Origin of the sequence: Pseudoalteromonas sp. J010, assembly GCF_003934235.1 — a bacterium.
Taxonomy (GTDB): Bacteria; Pseudomonadota; Gammaproteobacteria; order Enterobacterales; family Alteromonadaceae; genus Pseudoalteromonas; species Pseudoalteromonas peptidolytica.
Map to the genome: position 1 here is coordinate 39,036 of NZ_RDBW01000031.1, position 17,377 is coordinate 56,412.

Genomic DNA, 17,377 nt, shown 5'->3' on the forward strand with positions numbered 1-17,377 from the left:
ATGACGTTACGTTCCTTACCTCAAGATATTAGACAGTATTTGATAGTTACCGGCAATTACTGGACATTCACGCTCACCGACGGTGCTTTAAGAATGTTAGTGGTACTGCATTTTCATAAGCTAGGCTACAACCCGTTGGAAATTGCGATGTTATTTTTGTTTTACGAGATTTTCGGCGTTATTACCAATCTGGTGGGGGGCTGGCTCGGCGCTCGGATCGGGTTGAACCGAACAATGAATATTGGTCTTGGTCTACAAATAATCGCTTTATTAATGTTGGTTGTACCGGCAAATTGGCTGAGTATTCCTTATGTTATGGCGGCGCAGGCGCTCTCTGGGGTAGCCAAAGATCTCAATAAAATGAGTGCTAAAAGTGCCATCAAGGCGATTGTAAAATCTGGTCAGGAAGGAACGTTATTTAAGTGGGTAGCAATACTTACAGGGTCTAAAAATGCGCTAAAGGGGGTTGGATTCTTTCTTGGTGGCGTACTGTTGACATTACTCGGCTTTACGGGGGCCATGTGGGTGATGGCTGCCGCTTTGATGGCGGTGTGGCTTTTTAGTATGGTCTGTTTAAAAAGTGAACTGGGGAAATCTAAGCATAAGCCAAAATTTACTGAGGTATTCTCAAAAAGCCGAGCAATTAACCGCTTGTCGGCTGCACGCCTATTTTTGTTTGCTGCCAGAGATGTTTGGTTTGTTGTTGCATTACCTGTGTATCTGTCAAAGCAATTTGCATGGGATCATTGGTGGGTTGGTGGATTTATGGCGACGTGGGTGATTGGATATGGATTGGTTCAGTCTTTGACACCAAACTTGCTCAACCGTGATAGCTACGCCCATAAACCACAAGCAGTTGCTATTTGGGCATTTTATTTGGCTATTTTACCTATGGCTATTGCGGTATCACTTTACACAGAACATTGGCCTAACATTACGCTTGTGGGAGGGCTATTACTTTTTGGTGTAGTGTTTGCGATTAACTCCTCAATACACAGCTATCTAATTGTTAGTCTTGCAGATAGTGATGGTGTATCGCTGGATGTCGGCTTTTATTATATGGCCAATGCAATGGGAAGACTAATAGGGACGGTCTTGTCCGGCTGGGTATTTTTGCACTATGGTTTGGTTGCCTGCTTGGTGTTATCAAGCCTCTTTTTGATATTAGCAGGCTGCACGTCAAAAAGAATTTAAGTGGACTAGTTTTATATATTTGTTGGCCTTTTAATGTATTTATGCTCTATTTTTACCCGAACTATTCATAATAATTATTAAGGAAAATATAAATGAATAAGTATGTAGCTGGTGCAATACTCACGTCAATTTACCTTCTTGGCTTTACGTACTCAACCGATGCTGAGTCTGCGACGAGAAAAACGTATGACTCAGAATTATGTTACACATGTGATACAGGAAGTGCCCTGAGTTTTGCAAAGAAGTACGAGCCTGAAATAACGTGTTATGAGCACGGGGGTCAGTTGAGCATAACGACTCTCAACGCTGTTATTCAAACTCTAAAGATGTATTAATTATTAATGCAAACACAAATCAAAAGTGGCTGTATAAATTATCGCATTCAAACCAAGGTGGATGGCGCCATGAGCTGACTAATAACCTGCAGGCGGTTGCTCAGACGGTTCCTCGTGATGCTAGTAATTTAGCGGATGAATTGATTAAGTACTATGATGCTTGGGATCGGGCAACAACCAAAGTTTCCCAAGAGTACAATTCATCTAGTATGCAATCCACGCTGGCTATCAGTACTAACACTATGCTCCAGCAAACGTTATCTGAAAATAATTGTGAAAATGAAGCTTTTACCCGAGTCGCCAAACTAGCCTTTGACGGCAGGACAAAAACGACGCTGCAAGAACGTACAGAAAAAGCACTAATTGAGGAGTATGGTAGCTTAGGGGCAGCATTTGAGACCACTCGTATGACTCAGTTTGGCCACACAATAGGTGCTGGAGGCATTGGATTCTTAGGTCAAGTAGAGTACGTACCAGAGAGAAGGATGATTGACTTAAAATTTCATGATGCCATCAATGGTAATCATCGAGTGGTGTATAACTTAGACTTTAGTAAAGGTATTCGCATGGATTTAAACAAGGATATGACGAAATTTGGCGGAGTCTCAGTGCGTTCACTGCATGAAAACCCAGCTAGCCGAAATAAAGTATCAAACTGCATGCTTGAAATACTTAATATTTATAGAGAAGCGAGTGTGAAAAGTAGTGGTACTTCGGGTGGTGGAGTCGACTTACCGCCCGCCGTTGGCCGACATCCAGGTCGCAGTTATGGAGAGTCGGGTGAAGAGCTTTGTACATGGACATTCTATGACTATTGGGGCGAGATACTTTTTACAATGATGGGAAGTTGCCCGTTATTTCCTAAGTAAAACAGGAGTACAAGTCGGTTTAGCACCTGTACCAAAAGCAATAGTTAGCTTTTCGGCTGCTTATTGCTTTGATAAGACCTGTTCTGAAATCCTCCACCATCAAAGTGAAGACACCTAAAATGAACTCAACAAGTCAGCCTATTGCACACAAACTTAACGCAAATAGTAAAGGATAACTGCAGCTAGGGAACAAATGATTACCCAGAGTTACGGTTTATTGAACCTTAGTGTCTTTCGTCTGAGGTTAAATAACTGGAAATAATAGATTATTATCGCAACTCCGTTTAAAGCGAATTAGTAATAAGGTATGATGCGCCTCACTTTTATTGCAAATTGTTATCATACTCAATGACATTAGATAAACTCCCCAAAAATAGCACCGCGACAATTACTTCATTAACCCACCCTGATACTGCGCTGCTAAGCCGAATAATGGCACTTGGTATTATTCCTAGTGAGCAAATAGAAGTGATCAACGTCGCCCCACTTGGATGCCCGTTGCAAGTGAAAGTGGGTGATACCTTTGTGAGTGTGCGTAAGGCCGACGCACAGTTCGTGGAAATTAATACCAATTAGACTTAATACTTGCTCAATTTGAAGGAGTAAATCTGACGCTAACCGCGTTAAAAATTTCTTATTTAGAACAACTAAATAGCAAAATTTTTGCCGGGTTATCGACAAGATTTTCTCGCCTCCAAATAGACCACTTAATTAAGAAAATTGGTTTAAAACGTTATAATTTGAGAAGGTCATCGCGGATGAAAATTGCGTTAGTGGGTAACCCAAATTGCGGGAAAACCACAATATTTAACCGCCTAACAGGTTCAAAACAAAAAGTTGGAAACTGGCCAGGTGTTACAGTTGAAAAGAAATTTGGCTATTTTGCTTTAGAAAACACAAACGTAGAACTGGTTGATTTACCCGGGCTATATAGCATGGAGCAGATCGAGCCAAGTCAAGATGAACAGATCGCTTGTGACTTCCTAAAGCAAAATGAAGCCGATGTCATTATTAACATTGTAGATGCCGCTAACCTGCAGCGAAATCTGATATTAACGTCACAACTTAAAGAGTTAGGTAAACCGATCATCGTTGTGGCGAATATGGTTGATGTTGCGACTCAGCGAGGTCGGACACTTGATTTACCACGTTTGTCTGAACAACTAGGTTTACCAGTGGTGGCATTTCATGGAGCAAAAGGCACAGGGCAAGAGAAGCTGTTGGAGCAGCTTATTGAAATCACTCGGTTTCCTAGTAAGCCTGAGGGAGCAGAGCCACCGAAACTTCAACATGATCCATTGGAAAAAGCGATCGCACGTCATCAAGCTGTTAAAAAGCTGGCGGCGGGTGTAAGCACTATCACGCCAAAACGTGCAGATACAACAGAAACCCTTGATAGAGTAGTGCTGAATAAATGGTTAGGTGTTCCAATTTTTTTAGCCATGATGTACTTGATGTTCACGATAGCTGTGAACGTTGGTGCTGTTTTTATCGACTTTTTTGACATCGCCGTAGGTGCCATTCTCATTGATGGTGTAAAAGAGTTACTTGCAGATGTTGGTGCTCCTCAATGGCTTGGCGTGTTACTTGCTGACGGATTTGGGGCAGGGGTTCAGCTAGTCGCTACTTTTATTCCAGTGATAGCAGTATTGTACCTTTGTTTGTCAATATTAGAAGATAGCGGTTATTTGTCTCGTGCCGCATTTGTTATTGACCGATTGATGTCCTCCATTGGGCTGCCAGGTAATGCGTTTGTTCCTTTGATTGTTGGCTTTGGTTGCAATGTACCTGCGGTGATGGCTGCTAGAACCATGGGGCGAGAATCAGACCGCTTATTGACAATTGTTATGGCGCCTTTCATGTCGTGTGGTGCGCGGTTAACTGTTTATGCGTTATTTGCTGCGGCTTTTTTTCCAACCAATGGTGCCAATGTTGTCTTTGGGTTATACCTACTAGGTATTTTAGTCGCTATCGGCTCTGGCTTTTTGTTCAGAAAGCAGGTGTTTAAAACCCAAAAGTTACCTTCTTTTACAGAAATGCCAGCTTACCATATGCCCATTTGGCGAAACATATTGATGACGACATGGCAGCGTTTAAGCGGTTTTATAAAACGTGCGGGTAAGACGATTGTGATGGTAGTTATTTTGCTAAGTGCGTTAAATTCAATTGGGACTGATGGCTCATTTGGTAATGAGAATACTGAACATTCATTACTGGCAAAAACGGCTCAAATCGTCACGCCAGTGTTTGAGCCTATTGGGTTAAAAGAGGAAAACTGGCCTGCAACGGTTGGAGTGGTTACAGGTATGTTTGCCAAAGAGGCGATCGTTGGCACGCTGGACGCACTTTATACAGGCTCAGCTGAAAATAATGACGCTTTTTCATTACTTGATTCAATGCAAGCAGCATTAATGTCCATCGTTGATAATAGCAAAGACCTAATCGCCAACCTTGGCGATCCCTTGGGATTGAATGAACTTGATAGTGGGGAAGACAATGGCGCTGAGCTACTTACTGCCATGGCCGCTAAGTTCAACGGTCAGATTGGCGCATTTAGCTACTTGGTATTTATTTTACTCTACACGCCTTGTGTGGCCGTGCTCGGTGCAATCAAGCGTGAATCTGGTAGTAGATGGATGTGGCTGGTCATAGGCTGGACGACCTCAATTGCGTATATTATGGCAACGCTTGTCTACCAGTTTAGCCAATTAGCGACATCAACCTTAAGCGCATCTTTATGGATAGTTGCTATGTTGCTGTTTGGGTTCGCGTGGTGGAAAGGGCTTTCCGTGCTCGGTAATAGGTTGAATCAGCCTCCAACATACCCAATAGAGTTACATTAACCTGTTTAACTGACGGTGCTTTGTGTGTCGTCAGTTATCTGTATCTCATTATTCGATAGTTATCTGCCACTTAATCTGGACTTTGGATAGCTAATGCCTTTCTAACATCCTGTTTTATCGCTAACCGCGTGCATTCACCTCACATAGCGAGCTATTAGTGCATATATTCGCCTTACCTACATTGCTCACAAGATGTAGGCAACATAGCAAGAGCAGTGCGCAGCAGCGGTATTGCCCTTAAAACTCTCTGGTTAGATAAAGAAATAATTGAATGTAATACCAATTTGACCTAATACTTGTTCAATTTGAAGGAGTAAATCTGACGCTAACAGCGTTAAAAATTTCTCATTTAGAACAACTAAATAGCAAAATTTTTGCCTCGTTATCGACAAGATTTTCTCGCCTCAAAATAGACCACTTAATTAAGCAAATTGGTATAATTTTAAAAATCAGGAATTAGCTCACTCGCTATCCAAACTTCAGGTAATTTAAGTGTGTCGACTGCGGCATACCGCTTTAACCCTATATTGATAGCATTGAAGTAGCTAGTAGTCGTGATTATAGTTTATAATTTGAGAATAGTGCATTTATGTAGATTAAATGATTAAAATAAGGTCATAAATTATAAAATATTTTTATATTATTCTTTTTAAGTTTATCTAGATCAAATTTTTTATTATTTCCTCTTGTTTGTGTTTATTTATCTGTTATCTTTGTTCCGGATTTTGTGACTAACCAAAGGAAATTAAAATGTTACTTAAATTAAACAAAAAACCAATGAAGAACCTAAGTACAGCTTCAGCTAAATTGAACCCTCAACAAACACCACAAGTTGCTGGTGGTGCAGGCATTGACACGCTTATGTGCTTAAGAACAATGCAGTGCCCTAAAACATGGCAATGTGCGTAAAATAAACGCGGTGATTAAAAGTTAACCTGAAATCAATTTTTTCATGTCATTATAATTTTTTAAATATTAAATTTATAGATTGTTTTAATTTTATATTAAATTTTTATGGCATAAATAATCTTTCCTTCTTGGTTTTAGGTTTGATATTTTTAGTAGGCTAGTTTTTAGCCTACTATCTGATCCTCTATACAAGTATTCCCCCTTTATGTACAAAATTATGTAATTTGATGTGGTAATGGCATGTTCTTATCGTCTTAACAGAACCTTGGGCAAAAATTATCTACAAAAAATTTTACTTTTCATTGTCCGTCGGATCGCTTACTTTAGTAGCCTATTCGTTATCAAGGGAGCATTGAATGATAATCACAGACACCACACAAATACTCACTCATCTTGATAAAATACACGCACTGATCTCTGGTTCTTATTGGGCGAAGCAGATCCCCAAATCTCTTTTGGAAAAGTCAATTAGAAATAGCCTGAGTTTTATGTCTGTTGATGATGAGGGTCAATTTCAAGGGTTTTGTCGTGTGATAACGGATTACGCCACATTTGCATATTTGGCTGATGTGATTGTTACAGAGCAAGAAAGGGGTAAAGGGGTGGCTAAAACTATCATGCAAGCCGTGATGACACACCCAGAGTTACAGGGTTTAAGAAGATTTATGCTTGCGACTGCAGATGCTCACTCTCTATACAGTAAATTTGGCTTTAAAGCGATTGAGGACCCAAGTATCTTAATGCAAATAAACCAACCCAATCTTTACGCTAATTGAAATGAAACCACCTATCAATGCTCGGTTTTAAATGATGATTTCATTGCATCAGTAAGTAAACCTGATATCAAACACGTAATATCAATTTGACTTAATACTTGCTCAATTTGAAGGAGTAAATCTGGCGCTAACAGCGTTAAAAATTTCTCATTTAGAACAACTAAATAGCAAAATTTTTGCCTTGCCTATATGGGTGTCGGTACCTTAGCGATAGCAGGACGCGGTAGCGGAGTTATCGACAAAGTTTTCTCGCCTCAAAATAGACCACTTAATTAAGCAAATTGGTATAATCCATTTTTTGGATGACTACGCTGGAGCTGCGATAAAATCAGGCTTTTAAAAATGCTTATTGTTTGCTTGATTGTAATTGTTCGGCGAATTGGCCGATCATAATCCCTCTGTGATACTGAAAAAGTTTGTTTCGTACACTCACCATAGTGTAAAAACTGGATTATTCTCTCGCCCCAAAACATAATAAAGACAACAATAAAACGGGATAAAACGACTATGCTATTACTGGCTACTATCTACCTTGCAGCAGCAATATTGGCGGTGCCAATCGCCAAACGGTTAGGGCTTGGCTCCGTGCTTGGCTATTTACTAGCTGGTATTTTAATTGGGCCCCACCTTTTGCACCTTGTAGGTGAACAAACAGACATTATGCACTTTGCTGAGTTTGGTGTGGTGATGATGCTGTTTTTAGTCGGACTAGAGCTGCAACCCAAAAGGCTCTGGACGATGCGCCGATCGATAGTTGGCCTCGGTGGTTTACAAGTGCTGATAACAACCGCTGTTCTTTATGTTGCAATTGATTTAGCGCTTGGCTTTTTATGGCAACAATCAATCGCAATTGCGTTAATGTTAGCACTCTCTTCTACGGCTATTGCACTTCAGACGTTAAATGAAAAGGGTTTGATTAAACAATCGGGCGGTCAAAATGCGTTTTCTGTATTGTTATTTCAAGATATCGCAGTGATCCCCATTCTTGCTATTATGCCGTTGTTAGCATTTAGTGATTTAGCCGTGAGTGATGGACATGGAAACTTATTACATACTTTTCCTACTTACCTTCAAGTCATTATTTCTGTTTTTGTCATTTTAGCTATCATCGCTGCTGGGCACTATGTTGCCGCGCCATTATTTCGATATATCGCCAGTACTCGAATGCGCGAGTTATTTACTGTGGTTGCGCTATTTATCGTTATTGCAACCGCGCTATTGATGCAAAGTATCGGGCTATCTCCTGCGCTTGGGACATTTCTTGCAGGGGTTGTCCTCGCGGAAAGCGAATTTCGCCATGAATTGGAAGCCGATATTGAACCCTTTAAAGGGTTACTCCTAGGGTTATTTTTTATGACTGTAGGGGCATCAATCGACTTTTCTTTATTAGCAGAAAAGTGGCTATTTATCTTGGCTTCAGTCGCACTATTAATGGGATTGAAGGCGGCTATTTTATATTTGTTGGCAACAGCCTTTTCACTGCACAAGCGAGCGAAATGGTTATTTACCGCAGCGCTTTGTCAAGGCGGTGAATTTGCTTTTGTGCTACTTTCCGTGACTGGTAGCTTAGCAATTCTAACACCTGATCAGGCCGCCCTAGTTACATTGGTGGTTGCGGTATCTATGCTTGGCTCGCCGCTCATTTTTATTCTTTACGATAAAGTGGTAGAGCGCCAGGCTAATACGACTCAAGAACAAGACAGCGTAGAGACGATGGAAGCGACACAAAATGTGATTGTGGTCGGTTACGGTCGTTTTGGTCAAGTGATAGGACGTTTGCTCCATGCACAGGGTTATCACTTGTCGATTTTGGATCACAGTCCGAGTCAAATAGAACTACTACGTCGCTTTGGTAATCAGGTATTTTATGGCGATGGTGCAAGACTAGATTTGCTTGAAGCCGCAGGAGCTCATGATGCACAAATGCTGGTTGTAGCGATTGATGAACCAGATAAGACCCTTGAAATCGTAAGGTTGGCACAGCAACACTTTCCTCATCTAAAGCTTGTAGTTCGTGCAACGGATCGTCGTCATGCCTACCAGTTAATAAAACTGGGGGTCACCGCTTTTGAGCGTGAAACGTTTGTCTCTGCGGTGAAGTTAGGTGAGCAGGCGCTCAAATTATTGGGCCACAGTGATGAAGATGTCGAACGAGCGGGCGATCTATTTACTCAGCACGATGTTGAGTCGATGCACATACTCGCTGACGTGTGGGGAGACGATGAAAGTTACGGTATTGCAATTCGTCAGCGGATGGCTGATCTGAAACAAGTACTTCAGGCTGACGAAAAAGCACAAGAAGATCTTAATACCTGTCATGGTGAACACTGCGACGATAAACCAAAAGAAATAACACCCTAGGCTAAATAAGTATGCTAAGAGTAACGCTAGAGCAATGGCGAATGTTTAAGGCGGTTGTGGAATACGGTGGATTTAATCAAGCTGCTAAAAAAGTACACAAAAGCCAATCCAGCATCCACACCGCGGTACATAAAATAGAACAAGGGCTTGGCGTCAAGCTCTTTACCGTGCAGGGGAGGAAAACACAGTTGACGGAAGCTGGCGAGATGATGCTTCGCCGTGCAAATTTCCTATTAGAAGAAGCGGCTAAAGTTGAGGCTGTAGGGCAGACATTGGGAGAGGGAATAGAAAGTCAATTACGCATAGCGGTTGATGAAATTTTTCCACAGCATTTACTGTATAAAGTGCTAGAACAAACGTCCAATCAATACCCTTTATTACGCATAGAGCTTATGGAGTCAGTCCTTACTGGGGGATCGGAGTTATTGCAAAATACAGATGTGGACATTGCAATATCACCTGTTGTTTTATCTGACGGGTTCAGTGAAGAATTATGCCACATTGAGTTTGTTGCTGTCGCGAGTCCTGATCACGCTCTTCACCGTTATGAACGTGACCTCACTCTTGAGGATTTAAAATCACACCGACAAATTGTTGTGAGAGACTCAGCGATCGCCCGCAAAAAAGATGACGGTTGGCTCGGCGCTCATCAGCGCTGGACAGTAAGTCATATGACGACTTCTATTGATATGATAACCAAGGGATTGGGCTTCGCTTGGCTGCCAACTCCTGCAATTCAAGCGTTGTTAGAGATTGGACGCCTAAAACCCCTCCCTTTGCTGCAACAAAGCCAACGAAAAGCACAGCTTCATCTTATTTTTAAAGATGGTGACAGACTTGGGCCCGCAGCACGTGCGTTTATCGGTGAGTTAAGATATCAATGTATGCAGCTTGAAGAGGTAATGTGATAACGCGCAAATTGGCCGACTTAAAGAGGTGTGAATGACAGAACCGTTACAACTTGTTGTAATTTCGCTTGTTGTGCTACTAAGTGGTATCTCAAAATCCGGTTTTGCAGGCGCACTAGGGGCGTTTTCTGTACCGCTGCTGCTGATGGTATTAGAACCAAAGGATGCAGTAGCCTTGATGCTACCGATATTGATAGTAGCTGACGTATTTAGCCTAAAAAGCTACTGGAAACAGTGGAATGTTGCTGAACTAAAGCGTCTGTTGCCTGGTACACTGCTGGGGATTGCTCTGGCGACAATATTCTTGCAAGAAGTCAGTGAGTTTTGGTTGACCATAGTTATCGCATTGATGAGTATCGGGTTTGCGTTAAAGAGTATTGCGGCTAATAAACAGCCAGAGCAAGGCTTACGCTTTTTCTCTCAGCGCGTTTTGGCAATAGGTACATCTACTATGGCTGGTATATCTACAACGCTAATTCACGCTGGCGGCCCGCCATTGATGATTTATTTTAACGCGCGTAGAGTGGCGCCCGCAGCATATATCGCGACCGTTGCAGTACTATTCGCTTTAATGAATGCCGTGAAGCTAGTGACTTTTACTGCCTCAGGGCTGTTACAGCTAGAGCACTTCTTGTTGGCTGTTTGCTTTACTCCAATTGCCCTAATTGGTAATCGGCTTGGTGTTATATTAGCCAAAACATTACCAAGGCAGCAGTTTTTATCACTTATGAACTGGCTCTTATTAATACTAGGATTAGCGCTAGTAATAATACCGATTAGACTTTATATTTGCTCAATTTGAAGGAGTAAATCTGACGCTAACTACGTTAAAAATTTCTTATTTAGAACAACTAAATAGCAAAATTTTTGCCTTGCCTACAGGACGTAGGTACCTCGGCGTGAGCAGGACGCGGAAGCGGTGTTATCGACAATATTTTCTTGCTTCAAAATAGACCTCTTAATTAAGATAATTGGTACAAACCTGAGCTTGAGATGACTTTACTGTTACTCACAAGCCCAGGATGTTGGTTTTTGGGCGTTTAGTTTTAGTGTTTATTGCTGCTCTTCCATCTCTTTTTGATACTCCTGTGCAAGTTGCGATTTTTCACTTTTATCAAGTACCTTACCCGCACGCTGGAAAAATGCTTGCTCTTCGTCAGCTAAATGATGTTCGACTTTATCTTTGAGCTTTTTTAGTTTGCCAAGCCAACTGGGATCTGAAAACTCCGTATTATCTAGTGCCTCAATTAACTCATCGATTTCATGGTGCTCCGCGATACCGTGACGAGAGTCTTCAATCGTCATGTCGCTGTGCATTAATGGAGCGTAAAAGTACCTTTCTTCTGCGACAGCATGTGCCTCTAGCGCGTCTTTCAACTCTTGATAGTACTTTTCGCGGACTTTTGAATCACCGGAAGTCTCCGCTAACATGTTTAGAAGCGCACGTTGATGATCATGATCTTGTTTAATCGCGTTAAAAATTTCCATACCGGTACCTCGGGTTGTCTAGTTTAAAAGGTTAATTTGATTATTTTTCCTGAAAAATGACATCAACTTGGCTCTGTGAGCCTCATTGTTGGCACAAATGATCAGCAGCCACTTGCCTTGTGCAACTTTTGATAACGCTGCCTGATTAAATGGGTCTTTGTCTGGGCGCAGCGATACTAACCCTGATGCGAATAACCCCAAGAACAAACCCGGACTGAGCAGTGCAATAAAGGTCAAGTAGGGGTTTGCTTGAGTAAACATTGGCCCATAATTGACTAACCATCCTGCCAGCAAAAATGCCAAGATGAGTCCAATCGCGCCTAAATAGATATGCCAATTGAGCATGTTTCTGGCCAGCTCGGGATCAGGTTTGCTAATTAATTGCTTTTCAGGGTCGCTTTGCTGGGGGCCAAGTAATGTTAGCTGCTGTTGCTGAACTAAACGTTCATTGAGCAAATCATCTTGTAGTTGCCTTACCGCGGCTTTTTCCGACAAAACGGCGCCAACTCTATGATCTGAAAAGGATAAAATTTCTACACTCGTCACAACATTTCCCTTAACTATTGATGTCTTAGCGAAAGAGCTGCAAGCGTTATACCTAATTATTCAAGTGTATGAAATATAAGTATAATTTTATCTTTTATACGATTTCTAGTTGGCTAAGAGTCATTGATTGAGTAGGGATTACAGAGTAGAAATTACACATTTTGATATAACATAACTTATTGAATGTTTTAAGAAAGGGTAGACTGTTATATTCCCCGTTCTGTATCAAATTTTTTACATTTATATCAATGTGAAATATAAAGCTCTCCCCATTTTCAGTACGTATTTTGAGCAAACGCATGAAATTATTGCATAAATATTTAAAGTGAATTAAATATTATTAAAATGTTAACTTTGGGGTTTATTTATTTTCATTGCTGCCTAGTCTAATAAGACATGGGAAGCCAACATGTGTTTCCCATGTCTTCTGAAGTTGAAGGAGAAAGAAGTCATTTGTTATCGCAGGATGTAAAAAGCGAGAAAGTAAAAGTGACGATAAAACAACAATACTAGGAGTGTAATAAGTGAAATTATCTACAGTAACTATGGCTACAGCATGCGCAATTGCGTTTACGTCATTGAGCGCTCAGGCTGCAACAAAACAATACTTAAATCAAAAATCAGATCTAAACACAATGTTAAAGTCGGCGTCTCAAACTGTACTCAGTACGCAGCCTAAGGTGCTTATTGGGTTAGAAAGTGCAAGCCAACTTAAAGAGTTAAAAAGCTTTAGCAATAAAAAGGGTGAAACGACCACACGCTTTCAGCAAACCTATCATGGCTTACCGGTGATCGGCGACACCGTTATTCTTACATTCGATGACGCTGGTACATTAAAAAAAGCACATGGTGCAGCGGTATATAACATTGCAGCGGATCTTGCTGCCGTTAAACCAGCGCTTAACGCAGCTAAGGCGTTAAAAATGGCTGAAAAGCAGTCTTTGCAGAGCAAGAAACAGCACAAAAAGCACAACGAAAAGTCTCGTTTAGCAATTTGGCTCGATAGCAACTCGACAGCTCGATTAGTTTATGAGATCACCTTCGTTACCTACGGAGATGAGCCGAAACGCCCATATTTAATTGTGGATGCAAACACCGGCGAAATATTAGAAAGTTTTGACAACTTACAACACGCTAACGCAACCGGTCCGGGCGGTAACGAAAAAACTGGCCGCTATGAGTATGGTACTGACTACGGGTACTTGGATGTAGCACAGTCAGGCAATACGTGTTCGATGACTAATGCGAATGTTAAGACCATTAATTTGAACCATGGTAGCGGTGGATCTTCAGCACACAGCTTTACTTGTCCAGAAAACACCTTTAAAGAAATCAATGGCGCTTATTCTCCACTAAACGATGCGCATTATTTCGGTAACGTCGTTTTTAACATGTACAATGATTGGCTTGGTACTGCGCCGCTTTCATTCCAGCTACAAATGCGTGTTCATTACAGTAACAATTATGAAAACGCATTTTGGGATGGTAGTGCGATGACCTTTGGTGACGGTGCCAACACTTTTTATCCTTTGGTCAGCCTAGATGTCTCTGCTCACGAAGTAAGCCACGGATTCACCGAACAAAATTCTGGCCTAGTATATCGCTATAAATCTGGTGGCCTAAACGAAGCCTTTTCTGACATGGCGGGTGAAGCGGCTGAGTTTTATATGAAAGGCAGCAATGACTGGTTAGTAGGACAGGATATCTTCAAAGGTAGCGGTGCATTACGTTATATGAATGACCCTACTCGTGATGGCCGCTCTATTGACCATCAGTCGAATTATACATCAAGCATGGATGTCCATTACACATCAGGTGTGTTCAATAAAGCATTTTATAACCTTGCAACCACCGCTGGCTGGGATACTAAAAAAGCCTTTATCGTGATGGCTAAAGCGAACCAAATGTATTGGACTGCAAATACAGATTGGGATTTAGCTGGTAATGGGGTAATGGATGCAGCTTGTGACCTAGGCTATGAACCAAATGATGTAAAAGCCGCGTTAGCTGCGGTTGGCGTTAACTCTGACCTAAGTGCAGGAAGCAGCTGTTCAACAACACCGCCTCCACCTCCAGGCGGTGATGAAGAGTTAGTTAATGGTCAACCGCGTACCGGTATTGACGGTGCAGCAAAAGCTCAAATGTTCTTCACGCTTGATGTGCCCGCTGATGCGACGAGCCTAAATTTCACAACCTCCGGTGGAAGCGGTGATGCGGATCTTTACGTGAAGTATGGCTCTCGCCCAACACTGAGCAGCTATGACTGTAATAGTACCACGTCTACAAGCAACGAAAGCTGCGATATTAGCAATATTCAAGCCGGTAGATACCATGTCATGGTAGAGGCATGGAACCAGATCTCTGGGGTGACATTAACAGGCACCTATAGTGCAGCCGGTGGAACGCAACCAATTGATCGCACTGAGTCTAATATTGACGTCGCTTCTGGTGGTTGGGCTCGTTTCACACAGGAATTAGCTGCGGGTTACAGCAACCTTGAAGYCAACATTTCTGGTGGCTCAGGTGATGCTGATCTATACGTCAACTTTGGTTCTCAATCGACAACATCAAGTTATCAATGCCGTCCGTTTAAAAACGGTAACAACGAGAGCTGTACAATTGCAAACCCACAACAAGGTACATGGCACATAGATTTAAGAGGTTACAATGCAGCAAGCGGCGTAACTTTGAATATTAAAGCGAATTAATCTGCCAATTCAATAGGGAGCGTAAGCTCCCTCTTACTTTTTAGGGTGATGGACTAATAACGTGAGCAACCGGTTATTAATATTTTTCGCTGCATGTTTTGTGAGAACTAGATTGCAACTAACTTCAGCAACGACGGTTACGGGTAAGCAAGCCTAAAACAATACGTTGATTAACCTGAGGTTTGGATAAGAAATATTCCAATTCATTGTTGCTAAAGCACAACGCAGTTAACGCTATGACTGCGAGAAAGGCAGTAATTATCGGCAGCTCAAGTTATTTAATATCGCGCCACACGGTACTTAGTCTATCAACCATGATATTTCTCATTTGAACACGCTGATTTGTATTGATGTATTTGGATAAAGATTAGGTTCAAGTGAGCAGAGGATACAACAATGAATGTTACCACCCCATTACTAATTAGTATGGCTTGCCTAAGTTGTGTAGCCACAGCATCTGAGGAAATATGGATCACCATGGATGCGGATTCAAGCCAACATTTTCAGGTGCATAACTCAATAAGAGGCAACCACTTTGAACAACTTTCGATAGCCAATAGCGACATTAAAGCGCTCAAAGTCCCAGAACATTATCACAGCGAGCTAAGTGCATTTATGCATGATGAATATCACCGCTGTGGTGGATTTGTAGCTCATGATTCTCTTGAAAGTGCGCAAAGCTACTTAGCGCAACTTGAAACCATAGATCCAGCGGCAACGTTGGTCAATTACAGCATTGATAACCCCGAGCGAGTCAATAGTCTGCTATCTAAGGTCAATACTGCTAATTTAAGTGCCACGGTTAGCTCACTGACGAGTTTTTATAATCGTTATTACACCTCACAATCAGGGATTGATGCTGCGCAGTGGGTAAAACAAAATTGGTCTGACATTGCGGCCAGTCGCTCAGATATTACAGTTGAATACTTCTCTCACAGCTGGGCACAGTCATCTGTAATTGTCACCATCGCTGGGAGTGAGCTTAGCGACGAAATTGTGGTGATTGGTGGACACCTTGATTCTATCAATCAGTCCAATAGTAGCGGCTTGGCACCCGGTGCTGACGATAATGCGTCAGGGATCGCGGTATTAACACAAGCGCTTAAAGCAATTGTTGCTGATGGATATAAACCACAACGTACTATTCAAATTATGGGTTTTGCCGCAGAGGAAGTGGGTTTACGTGGCTCCAAAGCGATTGCTCAGGCTTACAGTTCACAAGGTAAAAATGTAGTAGGGATGGCGCAGTTTGATATGACAGGCAGAAATGGTAGCAGTGCAGACATCGTGATGATGACAGACTATACCAATAGCGCTCAAAATCAGTTTCTAGGTCAGTTGATAGAAACCTATTTACCCAACCTAACTTATGCTTACGACCAATGTGGCTATGGCTGCTCTGATCACGCATCTTGGTATCAGCAGGGGTTTCCAGCTTCAATGCCATTCGAGTCTAGAATGTCAGATATTAATAGAAAAATTCATACAACAAACGACACTGAATTTGATGCAACTCATGCGCAAAAATTTGCCAAATTGGCGTTGGCGTTTGTTGCTGAAATCGGTAAAAATGCAGGAGACCCACCTCCTCCTTTACCTGATAATAAACTCGAAAATGGTGTTGCGAAAACGGGCATTTCAGGCAATGCGAAGAGCCAACAGTTTTTTACCATGGAGGTGGCAGAGGGGGCATCTAACTTAAGTTTTAGCACTTCAGGCGGCTCAGGTGATGCTGATCTTTATGTCCGATTTGGTGCAAAGCCAACATTAGAAACGTATGACTGCAAAAGTACTAATTCTACTAGTAACGAGCAATGTGATATATCAACGGCACAGGCCGGTACTTACCATGTAATGGTGGAGGCGTGGAACGCTATTTCAGGCGTCAGTCTGCTAGGCAAATATGATACCTCCAGTGGAAACCCTCCTATTGACAAGACCGTAGAAAACATAGCAGTTGCCAGTGGTCAGTGGCAATACTTTACCCAAGCGTTGGGTGCCGGATATCAAACGTTAACAATCACTACTTCTGGCGGAACTGGTGATGCTGATCTTTATGTTAATTTCGGTACACAACCCGGTACTGGTACATATCAATGCCGACCATACAAAAACGGCAACAATGAACAGTGTACTATTTCAACGCCACAAGCCGGTACTTGGCATATCGGTTTGCAAGGGTACCAAGCTGCGAATAATGTCACACTGAGTATCAGCGCTAACTGACGCCAGCTCGCAGTATCAAAGAAAGTAGCTGATAACGATAAAACTACATTGATGTATCAGTGCGAGGAGAAAATCAGTCACTAAATAGGTTTAAATTTGCTATTTAGAACAACTAAGTAGTAAAGCTTTTACCAGCTTAAAAGGAACCAACTGCGGTGTTAGTGACAAGGTTTTCTCGCCTTAGCATAGGCCATTTAATTAATGGGTATAAAGA

Annotated in this window: 14 protein-coding genes; 12 read left to right on the plus strand and 2 right to left on the minus strand. The window is 41.9% G+C overall.

All coding sequences use genetic code 11. The annotated features are described in order from the left end of the window. The 10 genes from arsJ (at position 1) to EAG18_RS16410 (ending at position 10,997) form a co-directional block, all read left to right on the plus strand. Positions 1-1,194 (plus strand): organoarsenical effux MFS transporter ArsJ, encoded by a 1,194-nt coding sequence (gene arsJ, locus EAG18_RS16375; protein WP_125253441.1) that lies wholly within the window; start codon positions 1-3, stop codon positions 1,192-1,194. 92 nt (positions 1,195-1,286) lie between these two features. After that, positions 1,287-1,529 (plus strand): hypothetical protein, encoded by a 243-nt coding sequence (locus EAG18_RS22435; protein ID WP_275557324.1) that lies wholly within the window; start codon positions 1,287-1,289, stop codon positions 1,527-1,529. A 140-nt stretch (positions 1,530-1,669) separates the two neighbouring features. Further along, positions 1,670-2,398: a hypothetical protein gene (locus EAG18_RS16380; protein ID WP_275557325.1), complete on the plus strand. Its 729-nt coding sequence runs from the start codon at positions 1,670-1,672 to the stop codon at positions 2,396-2,398. Between the two features lie 348 nt (positions 2,399-2,746). Further along, a complete protein-coding gene (locus tag EAG18_RS16385) occupies positions 2,747-2,974 on the plus strand; it encodes a FeoA family protein (RefSeq protein WP_125253442.1) in 228 nt (75 codons plus the stop codon). A 182-nt stretch (positions 2,975-3,156) separates the two neighbouring features. Next, positions 3,157-5,241: a ferrous iron transport protein B gene (feoB, locus tag EAG18_RS16390; RefSeq protein WP_125253443.1), complete on the plus strand. Its 2,085-nt coding sequence runs from the start codon at positions 3,157-3,159 to the stop codon at positions 5,239-5,241. A 750-nt stretch (positions 5,242-5,991) separates the two neighbouring features. Further along, entirely contained in the window at positions 5,992-6,150 is a 159-nt protein-coding gene (locus EAG18_RS22200; RefSeq protein ID WP_161972751.1) for a hypothetical protein, read from the plus strand. A 356-nt stretch (positions 6,151-6,506) separates the two neighbouring features. Continuing rightward, a complete protein-coding gene (locus EAG18_RS16395; protein WP_125253444.1) occupies positions 6,507-6,926 on the plus strand; it encodes a GNAT family N-acetyltransferase in 420 nt (139 codons plus the stop codon). 507 nt (positions 6,927-7,433) lie between these two features. Continuing rightward, on the plus strand, positions 7,434-9,287 hold the full coding sequence (locus EAG18_RS16400; protein ID WP_125253445.1) for a monovalent cation:proton antiporter-2 (CPA2) family protein: 1,854 nt from the start codon (positions 7,434-7,436) through the stop codon (positions 9,285-9,287). A gap of 11 nt (positions 9,288-9,298) precedes the next feature. Continuing rightward, on the plus strand, positions 9,299-10,195 hold the full coding sequence (locus tag EAG18_RS16405) for a LysR family transcriptional regulator (RefSeq protein WP_125253446.1): 897 nt from the start codon (positions 9,299-9,301) through the stop codon (positions 10,193-10,195). 34 nt (positions 10,196-10,229) lie between these two features. Then, complete coding sequence (locus EAG18_RS16410; protein ID WP_125253447.1) at positions 10,230-10,997, plus strand: sulfite exporter TauE/SafE family protein; 768 nt, start codon at positions 10,230-10,232, stop codon at positions 10,995-10,997. A gap of 251 nt (positions 10,998-11,248) precedes the next feature. Here EAG18_RS16410 and EAG18_RS16415 read toward each other — a convergent pair whose 3' ends face one another. Then, complete coding sequence (locus tag EAG18_RS16415; protein ID WP_125253448.1) at positions 11,249-11,683, minus strand: hemerythrin domain-containing protein; 435 nt, start codon at positions 11,681-11,683, stop codon at positions 11,249-11,251. 18 nt (positions 11,684-11,701) lie between these two features. Then, complete coding sequence (locus tag EAG18_RS16420; RefSeq protein WP_125253449.1) at positions 11,702-12,229, minus strand: hypothetical protein; 528 nt, start codon at positions 12,227-12,229, stop codon at positions 11,702-11,704. 524 nt (positions 12,230-12,753) lie between these two features. Between EAG18_RS16420 and EAG18_RS16425 the strand changes: the two genes are divergently transcribed. Then, positions 12,754-14,937, plus strand: a complete 2,184-nt coding sequence (locus EAG18_RS16425) for a M4 family metallopeptidase (protein WP_125253450.1) — start codon at positions 12,754-12,756, stop codon at positions 14,935-14,937. Positions 14,938-15,333: 396 nt separating this feature from the next. After that, the gene (locus EAG18_RS16430) at positions 15,334-17,163 is read left to right on the plus strand and encodes a M28 family metallopeptidase (RefSeq protein ID WP_125253451.1); all 1,830 of its coding nucleotides are present in this window, start codon (positions 15,334-15,336) and stop codon (positions 17,161-17,163) included. Positions 17,164-17,377 lie beyond the last annotated feature (214 nt).

What these genes read in the sequence shown, in the direction of transcription:
- arsJ (WP_125253441.1), top strand. Translation starts at nt 1, where the DNA reads ATGACGTTACGTTCCTTACCTCAAGATATTAGACAGTATTTGATAGTT.
- EAG18_RS22435 (WP_275557324.1), top strand. Translation starts at nt 1,287, where the DNA reads ATGAATAAGTATGTAGCTGGTGCAATACTCACGTCAATTTACCTTCTT.
- EAG18_RS16385 (WP_125253442.1), top strand. Translation starts at nt 2,747, where the DNA reads ATGACATTAGATAAACTCCCCAAAAATAGCACCGCGACAATTACTTCA.
- feoB (WP_125253443.1), top strand. Translation starts at nt 3,157, where the DNA reads ATGAAAATTGCGTTAGTGGGTAACCCAAATTGCGGGAAAACCACAATA.
- EAG18_RS22200 (WP_161972751.1), top strand. Translation starts at nt 5,992, where the DNA reads ATGTTACTTAAATTAAACAAAAAACCAATGAAGAACCTAAGTACAGCT.
- EAG18_RS16395 (WP_125253444.1), top strand. Translation starts at nt 6,507, where the DNA reads ATGATAATCACAGACACCACACAAATACTCACTCATCTTGATAAAATA.
- EAG18_RS16400 (WP_125253445.1), top strand. Translation starts at nt 7,434, where the DNA reads ATGCTATTACTGGCTACTATCTACCTTGCAGCAGCAATATTGGCGGTG.
- EAG18_RS16405 (WP_125253446.1), top strand. Translation starts at nt 9,299, where the DNA reads ATGCTAAGAGTAACGCTAGAGCAATGGCGAATGTTTAAGGCGGTTGTG.
- EAG18_RS16410 (WP_125253447.1), top strand. Translation starts at nt 10,230, where the DNA reads ATGACAGAACCGTTACAACTTGTTGTAATTTCGCTTGTTGTGCTACTA.
- EAG18_RS16415 (WP_125253448.1), bottom strand. Translation starts at nt 11,683, where the DNA reads ATGGAAATTTTTAACGCGATTAAACAAGATCATGATCATCAACGTGCG.
- EAG18_RS16430 (WP_125253451.1), top strand. Translation starts at nt 15,334, where the DNA reads ATGAATGTTACCACCCCATTACTAATTAGTATGGCTTGCCTAAGTTGT.